An 18,636-nucleotide genomic window follows, 5' to 3' on the forward strand; every position below is an offset into this window, starting at 1 on the left:
ATCGGCCCTATTGGGGAGTCTACCTAGAGGTCGCGGGATCTTGGAGAAGGAACGACAAGCTCGCTCATCCCTTATCCTAAGGGGCGCAGTCCGCGTGTAATCCTATCCGGGAATCCCCGTATTTCGGCAGGACTGTCGTTCCGCCACGCTGGATTGAAAGACGCGATTAGCGGCGGCCCGGCTGGCTCGATGCGAGCGTGCCTGTTGCCCGCACGACAAGCCCTGCTCGTGAGCAGACGTCGCGTTTCACGAACGACCAGAGGAGATCGTGACATGCCGGCATGCAAAACGCTTTCGCCAATCGTGACGACTGAGCCCGCCAAGGCAACGTTCAACATCATTGCTTGCGTGGGCCGCGGCCCGCACGCCGACTTCATTGTCCCGCACGCGCTTGCGGTGGGCAAGGCGCTGGGTGCGCCGGTCACATTGCTGCAGGTTATCGAGGCTCAGGCCGTGCGCGACCCCCGGCCCGATCCAATCGAATGGGATATGCGCCGTCATGACGCTCGCAAAATGCTGGGTGGTCTCGCAATGATCGCGGGCGAGCCGTCTCGGCGCGCCGACATCGCCCTTGCGGAAGGCCGGACCGTCGATGAGATTTGCCGCTACGCCAACGGCAAGGCTGAATGCGTCATCATTCTTGGACGTGGCGCGGGGGAAGACGTTGATCCACGTCGGATAGGTAGCACGGTCCACAATGTCGCAGGGCGGGCGCCTGGCTCGATCTTGCTCGTGCCCAACGATGCCACCGCCGATCCGGTACCGCGCTACCGGCGGATCCTGGTGCCAGTGGATGGCTCCGCCTGGGCCGAAAGCGTGCTTCCGCTCGCTGTACGGATGGCAAGAGCCAACGATGCCGAACTGATCCTCGTTCATGTCGTGCCGACGCCTGAACTGACCGAAATCGGTCCGCTCGAGCCCGATGACATCCAGCTTCGCACCCGTGTCGTCGAGCGCAACGAGCGAACAGCGAATGCCTATCTTGCGCGGGTCAAAGCCTATCTTGCGCAGAATGGGGTTCATGTTCGCACGCTGTCGCATCGAAGCGACGACGTCCGTGCCTCCCTGGTCGACCTGATCCGCAGCGAGGCGGCCGATCTGGTCGTGCTGTCTGCACGGGGACATGGCGGGCGGCATCATGCCGACCTGCGCTATGGCAGCGTCTCTGCCTATCTGATGGCGCAATCGCCCGTTCCGCTTCTCATCGTGCGCCCGCGGGAGAGCGAGACCGCAGGATTGCGGGACGAAAGCATCCATCTGCGGCGTCCTTCGGTCGGGCAAGCTTGACGCATGGCGGACATTGACCGGTCGGCTGCGCCAATTGCAGCGTCGGCCGATGAAAGTGCGATCCGACACCAACTGGCCGGACGGATGCCGCGCGCCGAGACTGTCCCGGTTTGGGCCGAGCTTTCTTCGCTACCAAAATGGTTGAGGCGTGCACGAGACGCAGCAAGCACCGCTGACAGCCGCAACGCCGTCGCCGCAGAATGGCTGCTGGACAATGATTACCACGTTCAGCGTGCGATCCTGCAGATCGGCGAGGACCTGCCCCCCAGCTTCTACCAGCGGCTGCCGGGCATTGCCGGGGAGCAGGCGAGGGGAGCCCCGCGCGTCTACATGCTCGCCCATTCCCTGCTGCGCGCATCGCACTTGCAAATCGCGCTTGGCTCGGCGGTGGAGTTTATCGACCGGTATCAGGATGAAGAGCCGCTCAGCATCGCCGAGCTCTGGGCATTCCCGACAATGCTGCGGCTTGCCTGCCTGGAACTGCTGATTGCGGGATTCGCACGGCTCTTCAAGGATGTGCCGCCGCCCTTCGAGATCCACCCCGAGGGGCAGCTGTCCGCAGGCGCAGACGATACCGAATGCGTATCGAGGGCGATCGCCAATCTGGCGGTCATCTCGTCGATCCCCTGGAAAATGTTCTTCGATCGGGTCAGCAGGGTGGAAGCCATCCTGCGACGCGATCCGGCAGCCGTCTACGCGCGCATGGATTTCGACACCCGCGATCGGTATCGGCACGCCGTCGAACAGCTCGCAGCCCACAGCGGTCTGAGCGAGTGGGATGTGGCGGAGCGGCTGCTCAGCCAGTGTTACACCCAGGGCGATCTCCCCACGGGTCACATCGGCTACTGGCTGGTCGGTGCCGGCCGGCCGGCGTTCGAGGACGCTCTTCATGCGCGCGCGCTGACATTTGTCTCGCTTGGCCGGTGGTTGGCCCGCTATCCCGCCGCGCTCTATACGGCCGCGCTCATTCTGGTCGGCATCGCCGGCTTCATATTGCCCGCTGCCTATCTTCTGACCGTCGAGGCCAAGCTCTCCTCGTGGTTGATCGGAATCGCTTTGATCACGATCCCGGCGTCGGTCCTGAGCTTGACCTTCGTCAATTGGCTCGTGACCTTGCTGGTCGCGCCGCGCGTGCTGCCCAAGCTCGACTTTGAAAAGGGCATCGCCGCCGATTGCCGGACCGCGGTGGTCATGCCCGTCATTGTTGGAAATGTCGACGATATCGCGCCTGTGCTGCAGCGGATCGAAAGTCATCGGCTGGCCAACTCCGATCCCTCGCTCCGGTTCGTCCTGCTGAGCGATCATGCTGATGCTGATGCGGAAGCGATGCCTGGCGATGGCGCGATCGAACGGGCGCTGATCGAAGGAATTGACCGCCTCAATCGACGCTATCCCGGCCCGGACGGGAAGGGTCCTTTTCATCTTCTCCACCGGCCGCGGCTCTATAACGCGGCCCAGGGCTGTTGGATGGGGTGGGAGCGAAAGCGGGGCAAGCTTGCGCAGTTCAACGCCCTGATCCTTCACGGGACATCGACGCCTTTCAGCGTTACGACCGGTGACCCCGGCCGCCTTGCCGGTCTCCGCTTCGTGGTGACCGCCGATGCCGATACCCGATTGCCGCCCGGCGTCGTCAACCAGATGGTGGCCGCCCTCGCGCACCCGCTCAACATGGCCCATTTCGATCCGCGCTCAGGCCGGGTGTCGAGCGGATACACCATCCTTCAGCCACGCGTGGAGATCGCGCCCGAAAACAGTGGGCGGTCGCTGTTTACCCATTTCTTCGGGGGTGACACGGCGATCGACATTTATTCCCGGGCGGTTTCGGACGTCTATCAGGACATTTTTGGAACAGGCATATTCGTCGGCAAGGGCATCTACGATGTCGCGGCCTTCGAACGCAGCCTCGCTGGCCGCATCCCGGAAAACACGCTGCTGAGCCACGATCTGTTCGAAGGTCTGCACGGACGGGCGGGGCTCGCCAGCGACATCATCGTCTATGAAGGATTTCCCGCAGGCTATCTCGACTATAGCCGGCGCTGGCACCGGTGGGTCCGTGGGGACTGGCAGATCGTGGCCTGGCTGTTTCCTTTGGTCCCGGGCGCCGATGGTAACCGCGTGCGCAACCGCCTGACATGGTTCGACCGGCTCAAGATCTTCGACAATCTGCGGCGCAGTGTCGTTCCGGCGAGCCTTGTCGCCCTGCTGATCGGCGGCTGGTTCCTGCTGGGGGGTAATCCCCTTGTCTGGACATTGCTCGCGCTGGCTGCCCCGGCTGCCTATCTGTTTACCGACCTGGTGACCGGCCTTGCCCAGGGCCGGCGGCGCGGCGTGCTCCAGGGGGTGCTGCGGCGCTTGTCGGACCATGCCGGCCGGTGGGCCCTCGCGATCACCTTCCTGGTGAGCGACAGCGCGATCGCACTCTCGGCCATCGTGACCACTCTCACCCGGCTCGCTACCAGGCGCCGTCTTCTCGAATGGACGGCGGCCGCGCAGATGTCAGCCCATGTCGCGACGCTCGATCCGAGGTGGGCCGCGTGGCGCGCGATGTGGGTGTCGCCCCTTTTCGCGATTGTCATTGCCGGAGCGCTGGCATTGACCGATCCGAAGGTCCTGCTGATCGCGGGCCCTATCTTGCTGCTCTGGCTGCTCGCGCCCGAGATCGCCATCTGGATCACGCGTCCGGTCGCGCGTTCTGTCGAGACGCTGGATGGTGAGGATCGCCTGTTTCTGCGTCGGCTCGCGCGGCGAACATGGCTGTTCTTCGAGACATTCGTGCGGCCCGAGGACAATTGGCTTCCGCCTGACAATTATCAGGCGCCTCCCGACGAAGCGACCGCGCATCGCACATCGCCGACCAATGTCGGCATGATGATTCTCTCGACGCTGACAGCGTGGAAGCTCGGCCATATCGGTGCGAACGAAGTCGCTGTCCGCCTGCGGAACGTCCTCGATACCCTCGACCGTCTCGAGCGGTATCGCGGCCATATGCTGAATTGGTACGATACCCGCACCGGAAAGGCGCTTGAACCGCGGTATGTGTCAGCCGTCGACAGCGGCAATCTGGCGGTCAGTCTGGTGGTCGCGAAGAGCGCCTGCCGCGAGGCGGTGCGTGCGCCGATTCTTTCGCTCCAGCGCTGGGATGGCTTTGTCGATGTGCTCGATCTTCTCGCCGAGGCGCTCGGCGTGGAGGGCATCGATGGCGACGGCGCCTGCCGCAAACTCGTCGCCGCGATGCGCGAATCCGCGAGGACTGCGCCCGGGGAACCGGCGGCCTGGCATCAGCGCCTCAGCACCCTGCTCGAGCGGGATTGCGGGCAGCTGCAGGGCCAGGTCCATCACATCATCGCCATGGGGGACATGCTTCCGACCGAAGCGCTGCACGAAGTCCAGGTCTGGGTCGAGCGGGCGGATCATCACCTTCGGGCGATGCAGCGCGATGTCGACACTCTGCTGCCGTGGCAGCCGCTTCTCGAGGCGCCGCCCGAAGGCTGCTCCGAAATCGCCGATGGGCTTCGTCCGATGCTGGTCGATGCCTTGTCGGCGGGCTCGGAAGCGACCGCCCTGCGGGCTCGCGCGACCATCGCCGCCTTCGAACAGAGCCAAGCGGAGGGCGGTATCCGTGATTGGGCGCGCGAACTGGGCGCTGCACTTGACCTCGGAGCGGCCACGTCCGCGGCGTTGCGCGATGATCTCGAACGCCTTGCGTCGGATGCTGCAAGGCAAGCCGAGGCGATGGACTTTGCCCTGATGTTTGATGCAACGACCAAGCTATTCAATATCGGCTATAATGTGAGCGCCGATCGGATCGACCCGCATCATTACGATCTGCTCGCGAGCGAGGCGCGGCTGGCAAGCTTTTTTGCCATCTCCAAGGGAGACGTGCCTGCCGAGCATTGGTTCTCGCTTGGCCGTCCGATCACCAAACAGGCCCGTGGGCTTGCTCTGGTGTCATGGAACGGCTCGATGTTCGAGTATCTGATGCCCAACCTGTTCCTGCGCAGCGATCCGGAGACATTGCTGGGACAAAGCGATCGGAGCGCCGTCGATCTGCAACGTGACTATGGCGCTGCGCGCAATATCCCCTGGGGTATTTCCGAATCCTCCTTCGCATCGATGGGTGCCGATCGCGTGTATGGCTATCACGCCTTTGGCGTTCCCGCGCTCGGCTTGCGCCGGGGCCTGTCGCGGGACCTGGTGGTGGCGCCCTACGCGACCGCGCTGGCGCTGGCCGCGCGGCCGGGGCTAGCGATCCGGAACATGCGCGAGCTCGCAGCGCTTGGACTGATCGGTCGCTACGGCTTCTACGAAGCGGTCGATTTCACGCCGGAGCGGGTTCCGGCAGGCGACCGATTCGCGATCGTCCGTTCCTATATGGCCCATCATCAGGGCATGGCATTGGCGGCGATGGGCAATGCCTTGTGCGGCGACATATTCGTCGACTGGTTCCATGCAGATCCGCATATCCGCACGATCGACCTGCTGCTGAACGAGCGCATCCCCTGGGAACTGCCTCCCGAAATCTCGCGGATCGAAACACGCGAAGTTGCGCCGGTGCCGGAGGGCGCCATCCCTCCCCTGCACAGCTGGCCGGCGGAAACCTCAGGTCGAACGATCGCGGTTCATGTTATCGGCAACGGCCGCATGGCGAGCCGCCTGGCCGAGGGCGGGAGTGGCAGTCTCCACTGGCGTCGGCACGCGCTGACACGGTCGGACGCATCTCCCTCCGGCAGCGGGATGTCGATTTATCTGCGGGAACGGGCTTCGGGCGCGCTATGGTCCGCCGGTCCGGAGCCGATCCGCTCGGGAGCGACTGACGTTCACACTCGATTCCACGAGCATCAAGTCGAATATCACCGACGCGATCATGGCATCGCCACCAGCATGACCGTCTCGATCGCGCACGGCGACGATGTCGAGATCCGCCGCATCATGGTCGTCAATGAAACCGATCGGACGCGCACCATCGATTTCACGAGCTATGCCGAGGTCGTTCTTGCGCCGGCCGCCGATGCCGCGCGCCACCCTGCCTTCAGCAAGCTGTTCGTTGGCAGCGAAATGCTCCCCGCAATGGACGGTCTTCTGTTCAGCCGCCGCGCACGCGATCCGAAGGAAAGCCCCCCGGTGCTCCTTCACCGCGCGATCGCCGATGAGCCAGGCCTGCGCGTGCGAGGCGTCGAAACCGATCGCCTCGCATTTCTGGGTCGGCACGGTCATGAATCAGCGCCGGCGGCATTGAACCGCGACAGCTTGCCCGGTGGTCTTGGCTGGACGCTCGATCCGGTGATCGGCCTGCAGGCGGAGATTGAGATACCGCCCTTCGGCCGACGTGAGATCGCATTCCTGACGATCGCGGCCGGATCCCGCGAGACCGTGCAGGAGATCGCGGAGCGGTACACAACGATCCCGTCCATGGACTGGGCGGTAAGCGACGCGGCAACCGCGGTGGCGCGCGAGTTGCATACGCTAGGGCTCGCGCCTCATCGCGTTCCCGAGGCCCAGAAGCTGTTGTCCCGGCTACTTCAACCCGCACCGCCACGAGCGACTTACGAGGGCGTGGGCAGGGGGAGAGCGAGCCGCCAAGATCTCTGGGCGCTTGGTATATCGGGCGATCATCCGATCCTCCTGCTAGGCGGAGGAGACACGGAGCGGTCGGGCCTGCTGCGGTTCCTGCTTTCCGCGCATCAGCTCTGGCGGCATCGCGGCGTGGCCGTCGATCTTGTCGTAATGCACGAAGGCGCCGAGGGCTATCTCGAGCCGGTACGCGAACGTTTGCTGGCGGTCCTGCGGGATGCGGGCGTCCAGGATCAGCTGGGCCAGAATGGCGGCGTCCATTTGGTCGGCATCGACCGTGCCGATGGCGACCGCGCGCGGCTGCTCGAGCGCTCCGCGCATCTTCGGCTCGATGAGCGGGGAGGGTCTATCGCCGATCAGCTTTCGCGTCTTGACGCCGAGCCGTTGTCGGGCCCTCGGTTCACGCCTGTCGTGCCGGAGGGGCCGGTCGAGGTGCCAGCGCCAGGAGCGTCACCTTCGAGGGAAAGCCTCGCCTTCGATAACGGACTGGGCGGCTTCACGGACGGCGGGAGGGAGTATGTCGTCGCGCTTGCGCCTGGGGTGCAAACGCCTGCACCCTGGTCGAATGTGCTCGCCAACAGCGGGTTCGGCACGATCGTCACGGAGGCGGGACTCGGGTTCAGCTGGGCGACCAACAGCGGTGAGAACCGCATCACTCCCTGGCACAACGACCCAGTCAAAGACACGCAGGGGGAAATCCTCTATGTGCGAGACGAGGAGAACGGGCGGGTGTGGACGACCACCCCACAACCGGCCGGGGGCGATTCCGCCGCGCGGGTGCGCCACGGTGCCGGCTACACGATCTGGGAGCGAGAGAGCGAGGGCCTTGCCCAGGAATTGACCGTTGCCGTTCCAAGTGACGATCCGGTGAAGCTCGTCCGCCTGCGTCTGCGCAATCTCCTCCCCCGAACTCGCCGGGTTACTGCGACCTATTATGCCGAGTGGTTGCTCGGCGCTGTGCGCGGCGAATCGGCGCCGCTGCGTGCTGCGGACTATGATGCGGGCGCGCATGTGCTTCTCGCCACCAATCCGTGGAACGAGGAGTTCCAGGATCGGACTGCTTTTCTGACGAGCACGGTGCCGCCACACAGCGTGACGACGTCGCGCTCGGACTTCATTGGGCGTGACGGCGATGCGCGCCGTCCGCAGGGTCTGGACAAATGGGACCTGGGCGGGCGGCAGCAGGCGGCCGGCGGCGATTGCTGCGCGGCGCTGCAGGTCCATCTCGATATCGCCCCGGGTGAGACAGCCGAGGTTTGCTTCGTGCTTGGACAGGGCACGGACCGCGCCCATGCGGTCGCGCTCGCGCAACGTTGGCAGGATCCTGCGGCGATCGATCGCGGCATTGTGCAGGTGTGCCAAGCCTGGGAGACCCGCCTCGGCGCGGTTTGCGTGACCACGCCTGACCCAGCGTTCGATATCATGGTCAATCGCTGGCTACCCTATCAGGTGACCAGCGCTCGGGTTCGTGCGCGCGCCGGCTTCTACCAGGCCGGCGGCGCTTTTGGCTATCGTGACCAGTTGCAAGATGTGCTGGCGCTTCTCCACAGTGATCCGGGGGCGGCACGCGCGCAAATCCTCGCGGCGGCCGCGCACCAGTTCGAGGAAGGCGATGTCCTCCACTGGTGGCATCCGCCCTTCGATCGCGGCGTGAGGACGCGCTGCTCGGACGACATGCTGTGGTTGCCCTATGCGACCGCGACCTATGTCGAGGCGACGGGTGACCGCGCGATCCTCGATGAAGAGCTGCCCTTCCTGCGCGGCCCGCAGCTTTCCGAAGGAGAATCCGATCGCTATGCCCGCTTCGATGTAACCGATTACCGGGCTTCGCTATTTGAGCATTGCGAACGCGCGCTCGATCGCGGTTATCGCCTGGGCGCACACGGTCTCCCGCTCATGGGAGCCGGCGACTGGAATGACGGGATGAATCGGGTCGGCGAGCATGGTCGCGGCGAGAGCGTTTGGCTGGGATGGTTCCTGATCACGGCGATCGATGGTTTTGTGAGACTGTGCGGCACGAGCCGCCCGGAACTCGCGGACCGCTGGACGCAGCGCGCGAGCAGGTTGGGAGAAGCCATCGAACGGTCCGGATGGGACGGCGATTGGTATCTGCGCGCATTCGATGATGATGGTCGTGCCTGGGGATCGCACAACGATGAAGAATGCCGGATTGACGCGATCGCGCAATCCTGGGCGGTTCTGTCCGGCGCAGGCGACAAGGCGCGGGCCGGTCGCGCGGTTGCCGCCGCGAGACGGGAATTGGTGCGTGATGACGATCGCATCATCCGGCTGCTGACACCGCCGTTCGACCGGACGCCGCGCGATCCAGGTTATATCAAGGCTTACCCGCCGGGCATCCGCGAGAATGGCGGGCAATATACGCATGCCGCTGCATGGCTCGGCATTGCCACCGCGCGACTGGGTGACGGCCAGGGCTCGATGGCGCTGTTCGAGCGTATCAATCCGATCAACCATGGCCGCAGCCCTGTCGAGACCGCGGTGTACAGAACCGAACCCTATGTGCTTGCGGGCGATGTTGCTGGGGCGGCCCCGCATGTCGGGCGCGGGGGCTGGAGCTGGTACACCGGCGCTGCTGGCTGGGTCTGGCGTTGGGCGATTGAAGAGATATTGGGACTGCGGCTGGTGGAAGGCGGAATCGCCATGTCGTGCTGCCTGCCGCCGACTTGGTCGCATTTTGAGGCCCGCGTCACACGCGCGTCGGGAAGCCTGCAGATCCGGGTGGATAATCCGGCCGGCCTCGCGACCGGCGTGGAACGGATCAGGGTGGATGGGGCGGTGTGGGACGAGGCGATCATCCCGTTCCCCGACGATGGCAGCACGAGGATTGTCCATGTCGAGCTCGTCCCGCCAGCCGGAACCTGAGCGCTGTATGGAACTTGATCACCAGATGCGGTCTCGCTTATTGCGTCGACCGGGCGAATAGCTGTTCCACATCATCGCGGTGACAAAGATCATTGCCCGGCGTCATCACCGCCGCTGTTCCTGCGGCCAGCCCGTACCTGAAGGCGTTGTGCGCGCTATGCCCGGTGGCAAGGGCATGGGTCATCGCCCCGACAAAGCTGTCGCCTGCACCAACTGCGCTTTGCGCCGCGACGGCGATTGCCGGCAGGCGCAATACCTCATCCGCGTTCGCGAGCAGGGCGCCATCATGGCCCATCGTGACGGCAAGATGAGTCGTCTGGCCCCGCGCCATGAGCGATCGAGCGGCCGCCATTAGCGTGTCCGGGTCGCGCAAGGGCGTGCCCATCAACTGTTCGAACTCTCCCAGACTCGGTTTCACGAGGAAGATCCCGCCAGAGGCCAGGGTGCGTGCGAGCGCTGGACCCGATGTGTCGAGAACGACACGTGCCCCACGGCTCCGTGCGACATCGCCGGCCCATATATAGAAATCCTCCGGAACGCCTCTTGGCAGGGACCCGCTCAAGACAAGCCAATCAAAGTCGAGGGATTCCAAAGCATTGAGGCAGGTCTGCCATTCTGTCTCGGCAATGTGTGGCCCCTCGGGCACGAAGCGATATTCCCGGCCTGTGCTGGCTTCATGAACCGCAAGGCTGATCCGCGTGTGATCTTCGATATCGATGCACAGCCGGGGGAGCGCATACTGGTCGACGAGACTGTTCAGCACCGTCCCTGTCGCGCCGCCGGCAAGATAGACGGCAATCACGTCTCCGCCCAATCTTTGTATGACCCGGCCCACATTGATTCCGCCTCCACCTGCATCATAGCGTTCATTGGTGGTCCGGATCTTATGCGTATGTCGCACTTCCTGCGCCGCACATGCGCCGTCGATGGCGGGGTTGAGGGTCACTGTCACTATATTCGTCATCAACGCTCCTGGTCATGCTCGTTTCGATGGGCGCCTCTCCTTATCGGTGACATTTTCAAGCGGCGGGGCGCTGGTCAAGAAAGATGCGCGGCTTGCCCTCGGAATGAAGATCCGCCTCCGCGACGCTAGGTTCGACGTGGTTCCGCGCGTGATGTGGTTTTATGACGCTTGATGCGGCATCTCCTTTGCACATAATGTCAATCCTCTCGCGAGCGTTGGCGACAGCATCTCCTATTTCCGCGAGTTCGCCACCAAGCGTCGTCCCTCCATCATCGCCTCGGACTTGGGGATATCCCTTATATCCGTGCAGGACTGAGGCGTCATGCTGAGGTCATGCAGACTCATTCAATCAGCGCAGTTCAAACCCCGCCGGCGGATGCCTTTCTGGCTGACGGTGGCGGCCCTTATATTGTCTGGCTCGAAAATGCGCGCAAAACCGATGTCGCCAGTGTCGGCGGCAAGAACGCTTCGCTTGGTGAGATGATCAGCGCTCTGCAACATCGCGGTATCCGCGTTCCGGGTGGTTTTGCCACGACTGCGAACGCTTACAGGGCCTTGGTCGAGGCGCATGACATCCGATCTCCGCTCAATGCATCGATCGAGGCATTCCGGGCAGGGCAATCCACCTTACAGGATACCGGCGAAGCGATCCGGCGCCTGTTCCTCGACGCTGACCTGCCCGAAGACGTTGCAGCCGCTATTCGGGATGCCTATCGCGCGCTGTCCCGCCGGTCAGGCAAGAAGGAAGTCGCGCTTGCGGTGCGATCGAGCGCGACTGCTGAGGATCTGGCGGATGCAAGCTTTGCCGGGCAGCAGGAGACATTCCTCAATGTCTTGGGAGAACGAGCGCTGCTGGATGCCTGCCGGCGCTGCTACGCCTCGTTGTTTACCGATCGCGCGATAGCGTATCGCGAGGCAAAGGGTTTCGACCATCTCGATGTCGCGCTGTCGATCGGCATCCAGTTGATGGTGAGATCCGATCTGGCCGGTGCGGGTGTGATGTTCTCGATCGATCCCGAGACCGGCTTTCCCGATGTGGCCGTCATCAGCGCAGCGTGGGGGCTGGGGGAGACCGTCGTCCAGGGATCGGTGGACCCGGACGACTATGTCGTCTTCAAGCCGCTCGCCATGAATGGGTATTGCCATCCCATCGTCGAGAAGCGCCTGGGTGAGAAAGCCCGCAAGCTCATTTACGCATCCGGAGGAAGTGCGCGGACGAATATCGTCGATACCGTCTCGTCGGAACGATCGCGATTTGTGCTGGAAGACGAGGAAATCCTCGAACTGACACGCTGGGCAATCATTATCGAAGAGCATTACGGCCAGCCGATGGACATGGAATGGGCGAAGGACGGTGAAACGGGTGAGCTGTTCATCGTCCAGGCCCGGCCGGAAACCGTGCAATCCTTACGCGATACGACGACGCTGAGAACCTATCGGCTTGAACGGTCCGGAACGCCTCTTCTGACCGGAGCCGCGGTTGGAGAGGCGATCGCCAGCGGCGAGGTCTGCCTCATCCGCGATCCTAAGGACATTGTCGGCTTCCGCGATGGAGCTGTTCTCGTCGCTGAAATGACCGATCCCGACTGGGTGCCGGTGATGAAGCGCGCTGCCGGCATCATCACCGATCATGGGGGCGCGACGAGCCATGCCGCCATTGTCAGTCGCGAACTCGGCGTCCCCGCCATTGTGGGAACAGGCACGGCCACTCAGTTGCTGCACGAAGGGCAGGCGGTGACGCTCTCCTGCGCGGAAGGGGACCGGGGCACGGTTTATGATGGTGAAATTCCGTTCCGGAATGAGGAACTGAGCATCGGGGAGCTTCCCGAAGTCGGGACCGAGTTGATGGTGAATGTCGCAAGCCCCTCGGCGGCATTCCGCTGGTGGCGGTTACCCAGCAGCGGCGTCGGTCTCGCGCGCATGGAGTTTATCATCAGCAACCTTATCAAGGTCCATCCGATGGCCCTTGTCCATCCTGAGCAGGTCCGGGATGCTGAGGCGCACCGGCAGATCGATGCCCTGACGCAAGGCTTCCCCGACGGAAAGGCGTATTTCATCGAGACATTGGCGCGCGGGATCGCGCGCATCGCGGCGGCCCATTATCCCAAGCCGGTCATCGTTCGGCTGAGCGATTTCAAAACCAACGAATATGCGCACCTGATCGGGGGCGCCGGATTTGAGCCGACCGAAGAGAATCCGATGCTCGGCTTCCGAGGCGCGTCGCGCTACTATGATGAGCGGTACCGCGATGGCTTCGGGCTTGAATGCCGGGCGCTCAAGAGGGCCCGAGAGCATATGGGCTTCAAGAATATTATCGCGATGGTGCCGTTCTGCCGGACGCCGCTCGAGGCCGATAAAGTGCTTGCCGAAATGTCGCGGCATGGCTTCGGTCGTCACGACGAGGGGCTTCAGGTCTATATGATGTGCGAGATCCCCTCGAACGTCATCCTGGCCGAGGACTTCGCAGCCCGTTTTGATGGCTTCTCCATCGGGTCGAATGACCTGACCCAGTTGTTGCTCGGCGTGGACCGTGACTCAGCGCTCCTCGCGCCGCTTTTCGATGAGCGCAACGAGGCGGTGACCCGCACGATCGCCGATGTCATCCAGCGTGCCCATGCCTGTGGCATCAAGGTTGGAATTTGTGGGCAGGCGCCGAGCGATCACCCCGATTTCGCGGCCTTTCTGGTCGACCATGGAATCGATTCCATTTCGCTCAACCCTGACAGTTTCGTGTCCACCTTGCTGCATGTGGCGAAAGCAGAACATACGCGGAGCGAAGGGCGATGACCGTCCCTGAGGAATGCAGGGCAGGGTGCGCAGGACCAGCACAACCAAACGGGAGCTGATGGCGCCGGTCTCGCGGTAGACTGCATGAAGGCCCGCGCCGGCTGTGACGATGGCCTCGCCCTGCTAGTGGACATTGGCTGTCAGTCTCGTCACTCTGAGCCGGAAACGGGAAACGTCGATGAATAGCGAGCGCTTAACCCGATGATTTTTGAAGCTGGCGGTGCTGATATCGGCGATCACGCTGCAAAGCGATAGCCAGCTTCACATAGAGCCGGAGTTTGCGGCCGCAATCGTTCGACTGACCTCGATGCGGATGGCTTCCGGGAGCTGCTGGGCGTCGAGATTGAGGAAGCCCTGGATGATCAGATCCCTCGCCGCGTCCTCGCTCATCCCACTCACCATCAGGTAGGAAAGTTTGGCCTGGTCGATCATGCCGATAGAGGCCTCGTGCGACAGCTGAGCCTGGGCGCTGCGGGCTCCCAACGCCGGCACCGACAGAATCTCTCCCTCGTCGCTGAGCTTCAGTCCGTTGCAGCCGAGGAAGCCCCGCGTGTCCCGCCCTTCGCCGACGAGGGTGGTGCGATTGACGATGGTGCCGCCGCCCGTGACCATGCGTGTGATGCTCGCCGAGCGCGCGCCGACGCCCTTGAGATGGATCTCGCTCTCCATGACGCGTTCGGTACCGGCCGGCGCAAAGATGACTGACTGGTCGTTTGAGACGCCGCCGTCTTCAATGACGGTGCGGCTTTGCGAGTAATGATGTTTGAGGGGAGACACCTGGATATTGCTTTCAATGACGCGCGCGTCCTTGCCGACGTGGGTGCGTGCGTAACTATGGACCTCCATCGCTGATCCCCAGTGTTCGATGGACACGGAGCGGCATGTCGCGCCTTCCCGAAGGTAGGTCTCGGAGATCGAGAGATGGTGTCCGGTATGAACCGACGCCGGGACTGCGGATCCGGAGATCATTTCGACTTCGGCGCCTTCCTCAACGACCGTGATGTTGTGATGGAACTGGCGACCCTGCGGTGTCTCGAGCAGCGTGAAGACCTGCACGGGCAGCCGTACTTTTGTGCCCTTGCGGATGCGGATGAAGTGACCGACCGGGGTATGGCGGCTTTCGGCGGCCTGGGCGACATGCTCGTTCTCAGCCGGGTCGATCAGGTGAAACATGAGATCCTGCACCCAGTCGTAGCGCGCCAGCGCGCCCTTGAGCGGGAGGATTTCAACGTCAGGGTCATTGACCGTGATATGGCGAACCTCCTGGTTCACTAGCACGCACGTTCCGCTGTGCTCGCCTTCGACGCTGTAGCCGACGCGAGTAAGCTGCTGCTTTTCTTCCGGAGAGATATCGTCGTCGAGCAGACTGGCCACGAAAAATTCCTTCCTTCAGATCGCTTGCTGAATATCTGCGCCGGCCGGCGGCAAAGAGTAGCCGTGCGCCTTGATGTGGCTGAACAGGGTGCGTGGATCTCCGGCGCCGACAATCCGGCCGTCGACCATCAGATGGCCAACATCGGCGTGAATATAGTCCAGAATGAAGCCGGTATGGGTGATCACAAGCGCGGTACGTTGCGGATCGGCGGGTGTATCGGCCCCGAGCAACCTGTCGATGGCTTTGCCGACGGCCGCGATATGCTCGAGGTCTACCCCGCTCTCCGGTTCGTCGAAAAGGCACAGATCGGGACGCTTGAGGAAAAGCTTCAGAATCTCCCATCGTTTGATCTCGCCGCCTGAGAACCCGACATTGACATCGCGTTCGGCAAAGCCGCTGAAATCGAGCGCCAAGGCTTCCGTTTCCAGCAGCGCGGTGGATCCGATCGCCGCCGTGAATGCCTCGACCGTGACGCCTTCCAAGGCCGGCGGCCGCTGAAACGACATACCGAGGCCCATCTGTGCGCGTTGATCGACGGACAGCGCATCGATACGCCGACCCTTGAACCAGATCTCCCCGCTCGTGACCCGATAGGGCACAAGGCCCATGATCGTCGCGAGGAGCGAAGATTTGCCCGATCCGTTCGGGCCGAACAGCACATGCGTTTCACCGATCGGGATCGTGAAATCCACGCCGTGCAGGACAGGCAGGCCGTCTGCTGAAACGTGCAGATTGCGGATCTCCAGGAGGATATCGGTCAAACGTGGAACTCCTTTGCTACCAAGCTCTCACGTCGATGGCCCCCCGAATATCTGTAAGGATACGTAGTTCGGGGTGCTGCAAACGATGCGCATTATAACGCGCACGCAAAGAGTCGGTTCGGGTCGGAATAAACTACCCTGTGGACACGCGTCGCCGAAAATCATAGCGTGCGCTGGCCTTTTCCGATCTTGATCGTGAGGAAATGGTCGCAATTGGCGCGTTGAACATAGGCTCTCGGCTTCGGTCGGGCGGCCTGCGAAATGAAAGACCTTCGGGAAATACGCAGGGCGCGTTTTCCTATGTTTGCGCGCGATCAACCGTCCCGACTGGCGGGGCGGCAGCGGGAGTGCGTGATGTCTTTGCCCTTTGAGAGGCGCTCCGCGCGCCGGAGCGCGAGCTATCCGAAGCGCGATCGTGCGGGGCATAACATTTTGTGCCCCTGCCGATTCTTACCTGGCTTTTCGGCATTGATCCGCGTGCATCTGGTTTCCCGGTAAATCTATGATGATCGGCAGCGAGGCACAGGTGAGACGTTCCCAGATCCTGGCGTCGATCATCACGGTAGCAGCGGTCTTGATTGCGGTCGTTGCGCGTTATACGCTCAAACCCTGGCTGGTCGCTGGCGAGCCCTATTTTCTGTTCTGCATTGCCGTCTTGGTCGCTGCGGTTGCCGGCGGCGCCCGTCAGGCGTTGCTTGCCGCGATCCTGTCGATTGTCGCTGCGACTCTGCTCGAACTCTTCGAACCCTCCTTCATGTTCGATACGATCAGTGTTGTGACAGCCCTGGCTTTGGCCGGCGGTATCATATTGTTCGCTGGGGGCAATGCCCCCTGGCAGCGACGGTCCCGCAAAGAGAATGAGCGTGTCGCCGCGCGTCTGCGTGAGGGCGCGGCCGCTGCCGAGGAGCTGAATCTGCTGGTCGACGGCGCCGAAGGCTATGCAATCTACATGCTGGACCCCGAGGGTCGGGTCACGATCTGGAATGAGGGCGCCGAGCGACTGAAAGGGTGGAGCGAGGCGGAGATAGTCGGCGAGCATTGCTCGGTCTTCTATCCGGTCGATGCTGTGGAGGCCGGAAAGCCGGGATCCGATCTCGCGCGCGCGCGCGAGCTTGGCAAATTCGAAGAAGAGGACTGGCGGGTCCGTAAAGATGGTTCGGAATTCCTGGGGCATGTCTCAATCACTGCGCTGTATAACGAAGAAGGAGCGCTTCGCGGGTTCGGCAAGGTCGTGCGCGACGCTACCCAGCAGCGGGCTGCGGAAAGTGCACTGCAAGCGAATGCCAGCCACCTGCGCTCGATCCTCGCGACTGTACCCGATGCAATGGTCGTGATCGATGAACAGGGCAGCATCATTTCCTTCAGCACTGCCGCCGAGAAGCTTTTTGGCTATACGGAAGCCGAGGTCGTCGGATCAAATGTCAGCCGACTAATGCCGTCGCCGGACAAGGAGCGGCATGACGGCTACCTTGAGCGCTATCTTACCAGCGGCGAACGCAGGATCATCGGCATTGGCCGCGTGGTGTTGGCCAGTCGGAGTGATGGTTCGACCTTTCCCATGGAGCTCTCGGTGGGCGAGGCGATCAGCGACAAGCAGCGCGTGTTCACCGGCTTCATCCGCGACCTCTCCGAACGACAGGAGACTCAGGAGCGCCTTGAGGAGTTGCAATCCAAACTCATTCATGTCGCCCGCGTTAGTGCGATGGGCACGATGGCGTCGACCCTGGCGCATGAACTCAACCAGCCAATTACGGCGGTTGCCAACTATGTCGAGGCGGTGCGGGATTTACTGGCAGAAGGCAATTCCGACGACTTGCCGATGATCACCGAGGCGCTGAACGACGCAGCTGGTGAAGCGATCCGCGCGGGCCAGATCGTTCGGCGGCTGCGTGATTTTGTCGCGCGGGGCGAAGTCGAGAAGACGGTTGAGAATCTGCCGGACCTGATCGCGGAGGCGGCAGCGCTCGGATTGATTGGTGCGAAGGAAAAAGGTGTTCGGTCCCATTTCGATTTCGACACCGGCGCGGTGCTGGTACTGGTCGACAAGGTGCAGATACAACAGGTTCTGATCAACCTCGTCCGCAATGCGGTCGAGGCAATGGCAAGCTCGCCTGAGCGGCAGATATGGGTTTGCACACGGCAAGAAGACAGTGGCATGGTCCGCGTCACCGTGGCGGACACAGGCCCCGGAGTTGCGGAACATGTTGCACGGCAGCTGTTCACCGCCTTTGTGACCACAAAAAGTGAAGGCATGGGCCTTGGGCTTTCGATTTGCCGGACGATCGTCGAGGCAAATGGGGGTCGTATCTTTCTTGAGCCGCGCAAGGGGGGCGGATCACAATTTCATTTCACGCTGGTTGGAGCAGACCCGGAGGCGATCAATGACGGATAGACGCATGATCCACATAGTCGACGATGAGGAGGCGATCCGGCGCTCAGCCGGGTTCATGCTGAAGACGTCGGGGTATACGGTCGCCACTTATCCGTCGGGCGTCGCGTTCTTGCGAGAGGTTCGTCATGTCGAGCACGGCTGCATCCTCCTTGATGTCCGGATGCCCGACATGGACGGACTCGAGGTGCAGAAGATGTTGATCGAGCGTGGCGTCGCGATGCCGGTCATCATCCTCACGGGCCATGGCGACATTTCCATCGCTGTCCGTGCCATGAAGGCTGGAGCGGTCGAATTTATTGAGAAGCCGTTCGAAAAGGCGACGCTGATCGAAGCAATCACCGCCGGTTTTGAGCGGCTTGACGGTTTGAGTAAGCGTTCCGAGCGTGCCGCGGAAGCGACTGTGCTGATCGCGGGATTGACGAGCAGGGAGCAAGATGTGCTCAAGGGGCTTGCTGACGGGCTGCCGAACAAGACGATCGCCTTCGACCTCGGCATATCGCCCCGCACAGTCGAGGTGCATAGAGCGAACCTCATGGCAAAGCTGAACGTTAAGAGCCTGTCCGATGCGCTACGCATCGCCTTCGCGGCCAACCTTGGCGATAAAGATGCCTAGGAC

8 protein-coding genes are annotated in these 18,636 nt (G+C 62.7%); 5 read left to right on the top strand and 3 right to left on the bottom strand.

The features are described from left to right. Positions 1–273: 273 nt before the first annotated feature. The gene (locus tag JI59_RS25830) at positions 274–1,287 is read left to right on the top strand and encodes a universal stress protein (RefSeq protein WP_052118043.1); all 1,014 of its coding nucleotides are present in this window, start codon (positions 274–276) and stop codon (positions 1,285–1,287) included. A 141-nt stretch (positions 1,288–1,428) separates the two neighbouring features. Further along, entirely contained in the window at positions 1,429–9,741 is an 8,313-nt protein-coding gene (locus tag JI59_RS22580; RefSeq protein WP_239000645.1) for a GH36-type glycosyl hydrolase domain-containing protein, read from the top strand. 37 nt (positions 9,742–9,778) lie between these two features. On the opposite strand, the gene JI59_RS22585 is transcribed toward JI59_RS22580, so the two are convergent. After that, positions 9,779–10,705, bottom strand: a complete 927-nt coding sequence (locus JI59_RS22585) for a 1-phosphofructokinase family hexose kinase (protein WP_039858731.1) — start codon at positions 10,703–10,705, stop codon at positions 9,779–9,781. Between the two features lie 333 nt (positions 10,706–11,038). Between JI59_RS22585 and ppsA the strand changes: the two genes are divergently transcribed. Further along, positions 11,039–13,492, top strand: a complete 2,454-nt coding sequence (gene ppsA, locus JI59_RS22590; RefSeq protein ID WP_007015666.1) for a phosphoenolpyruvate synthase — start codon at positions 11,039–11,041, stop codon at positions 13,490–13,492. 261 nt (positions 13,493–13,753) lie between these two features. On the opposite strand, the gene JI59_RS22595 is transcribed toward ppsA, so the two are convergent. Then, positions 13,754–14,866: a SufD family Fe-S cluster assembly protein gene (locus tag JI59_RS22595; RefSeq protein WP_007015664.1), complete on the bottom strand. Its 1,113-nt coding sequence runs from the start codon at positions 14,864–14,866 to the stop codon at positions 13,754–13,756. 15 nt (positions 14,867–14,881) lie between these two features. Next, entirely contained in the window at positions 14,882–15,628 is a 747-nt protein-coding gene (locus JI59_RS22600; RefSeq protein WP_007015663.1) for an ABC transporter ATP-binding protein, read from the bottom strand. A gap of 502 nt (positions 15,629–16,130) precedes the next feature. Between JI59_RS22600 and JI59_RS22605 the strand changes: the two genes are divergently transcribed. Both JI59_RS22605 and JI59_RS22610 read left to right on the top strand, forming a co-directional pair. After that, a complete protein-coding gene (locus JI59_RS22605) occupies positions 16,131–18,020 on the top strand; it encodes a PAS domain-containing sensor histidine kinase (protein ID WP_007015662.1) in 1,890 nt (629 codons plus the stop codon). After that, positions 18,010–18,633, top strand: a complete 624-nt coding sequence (locus tag JI59_RS22610) for a response regulator transcription factor (protein ID WP_039858728.1) — start codon at positions 18,010–18,012, stop codon at positions 18,631–18,633. Before JI59_RS22605 ends, JI59_RS22610 begins: the two co-directional genes overlap by 11 nt. The last annotated feature ends 3 nt before the right edge of the window (positions 18,634–18,636 follow it).

The sequence above is a fragment of the Novosphingobium pentaromativorans US6-1 genome (assembly GCF_000767465.1).
Taxonomy (GTDB): domain Bacteria; phylum Pseudomonadota; class Alphaproteobacteria; order Sphingomonadales; family Sphingomonadaceae; genus Novosphingobium; species Novosphingobium pentaromativorans.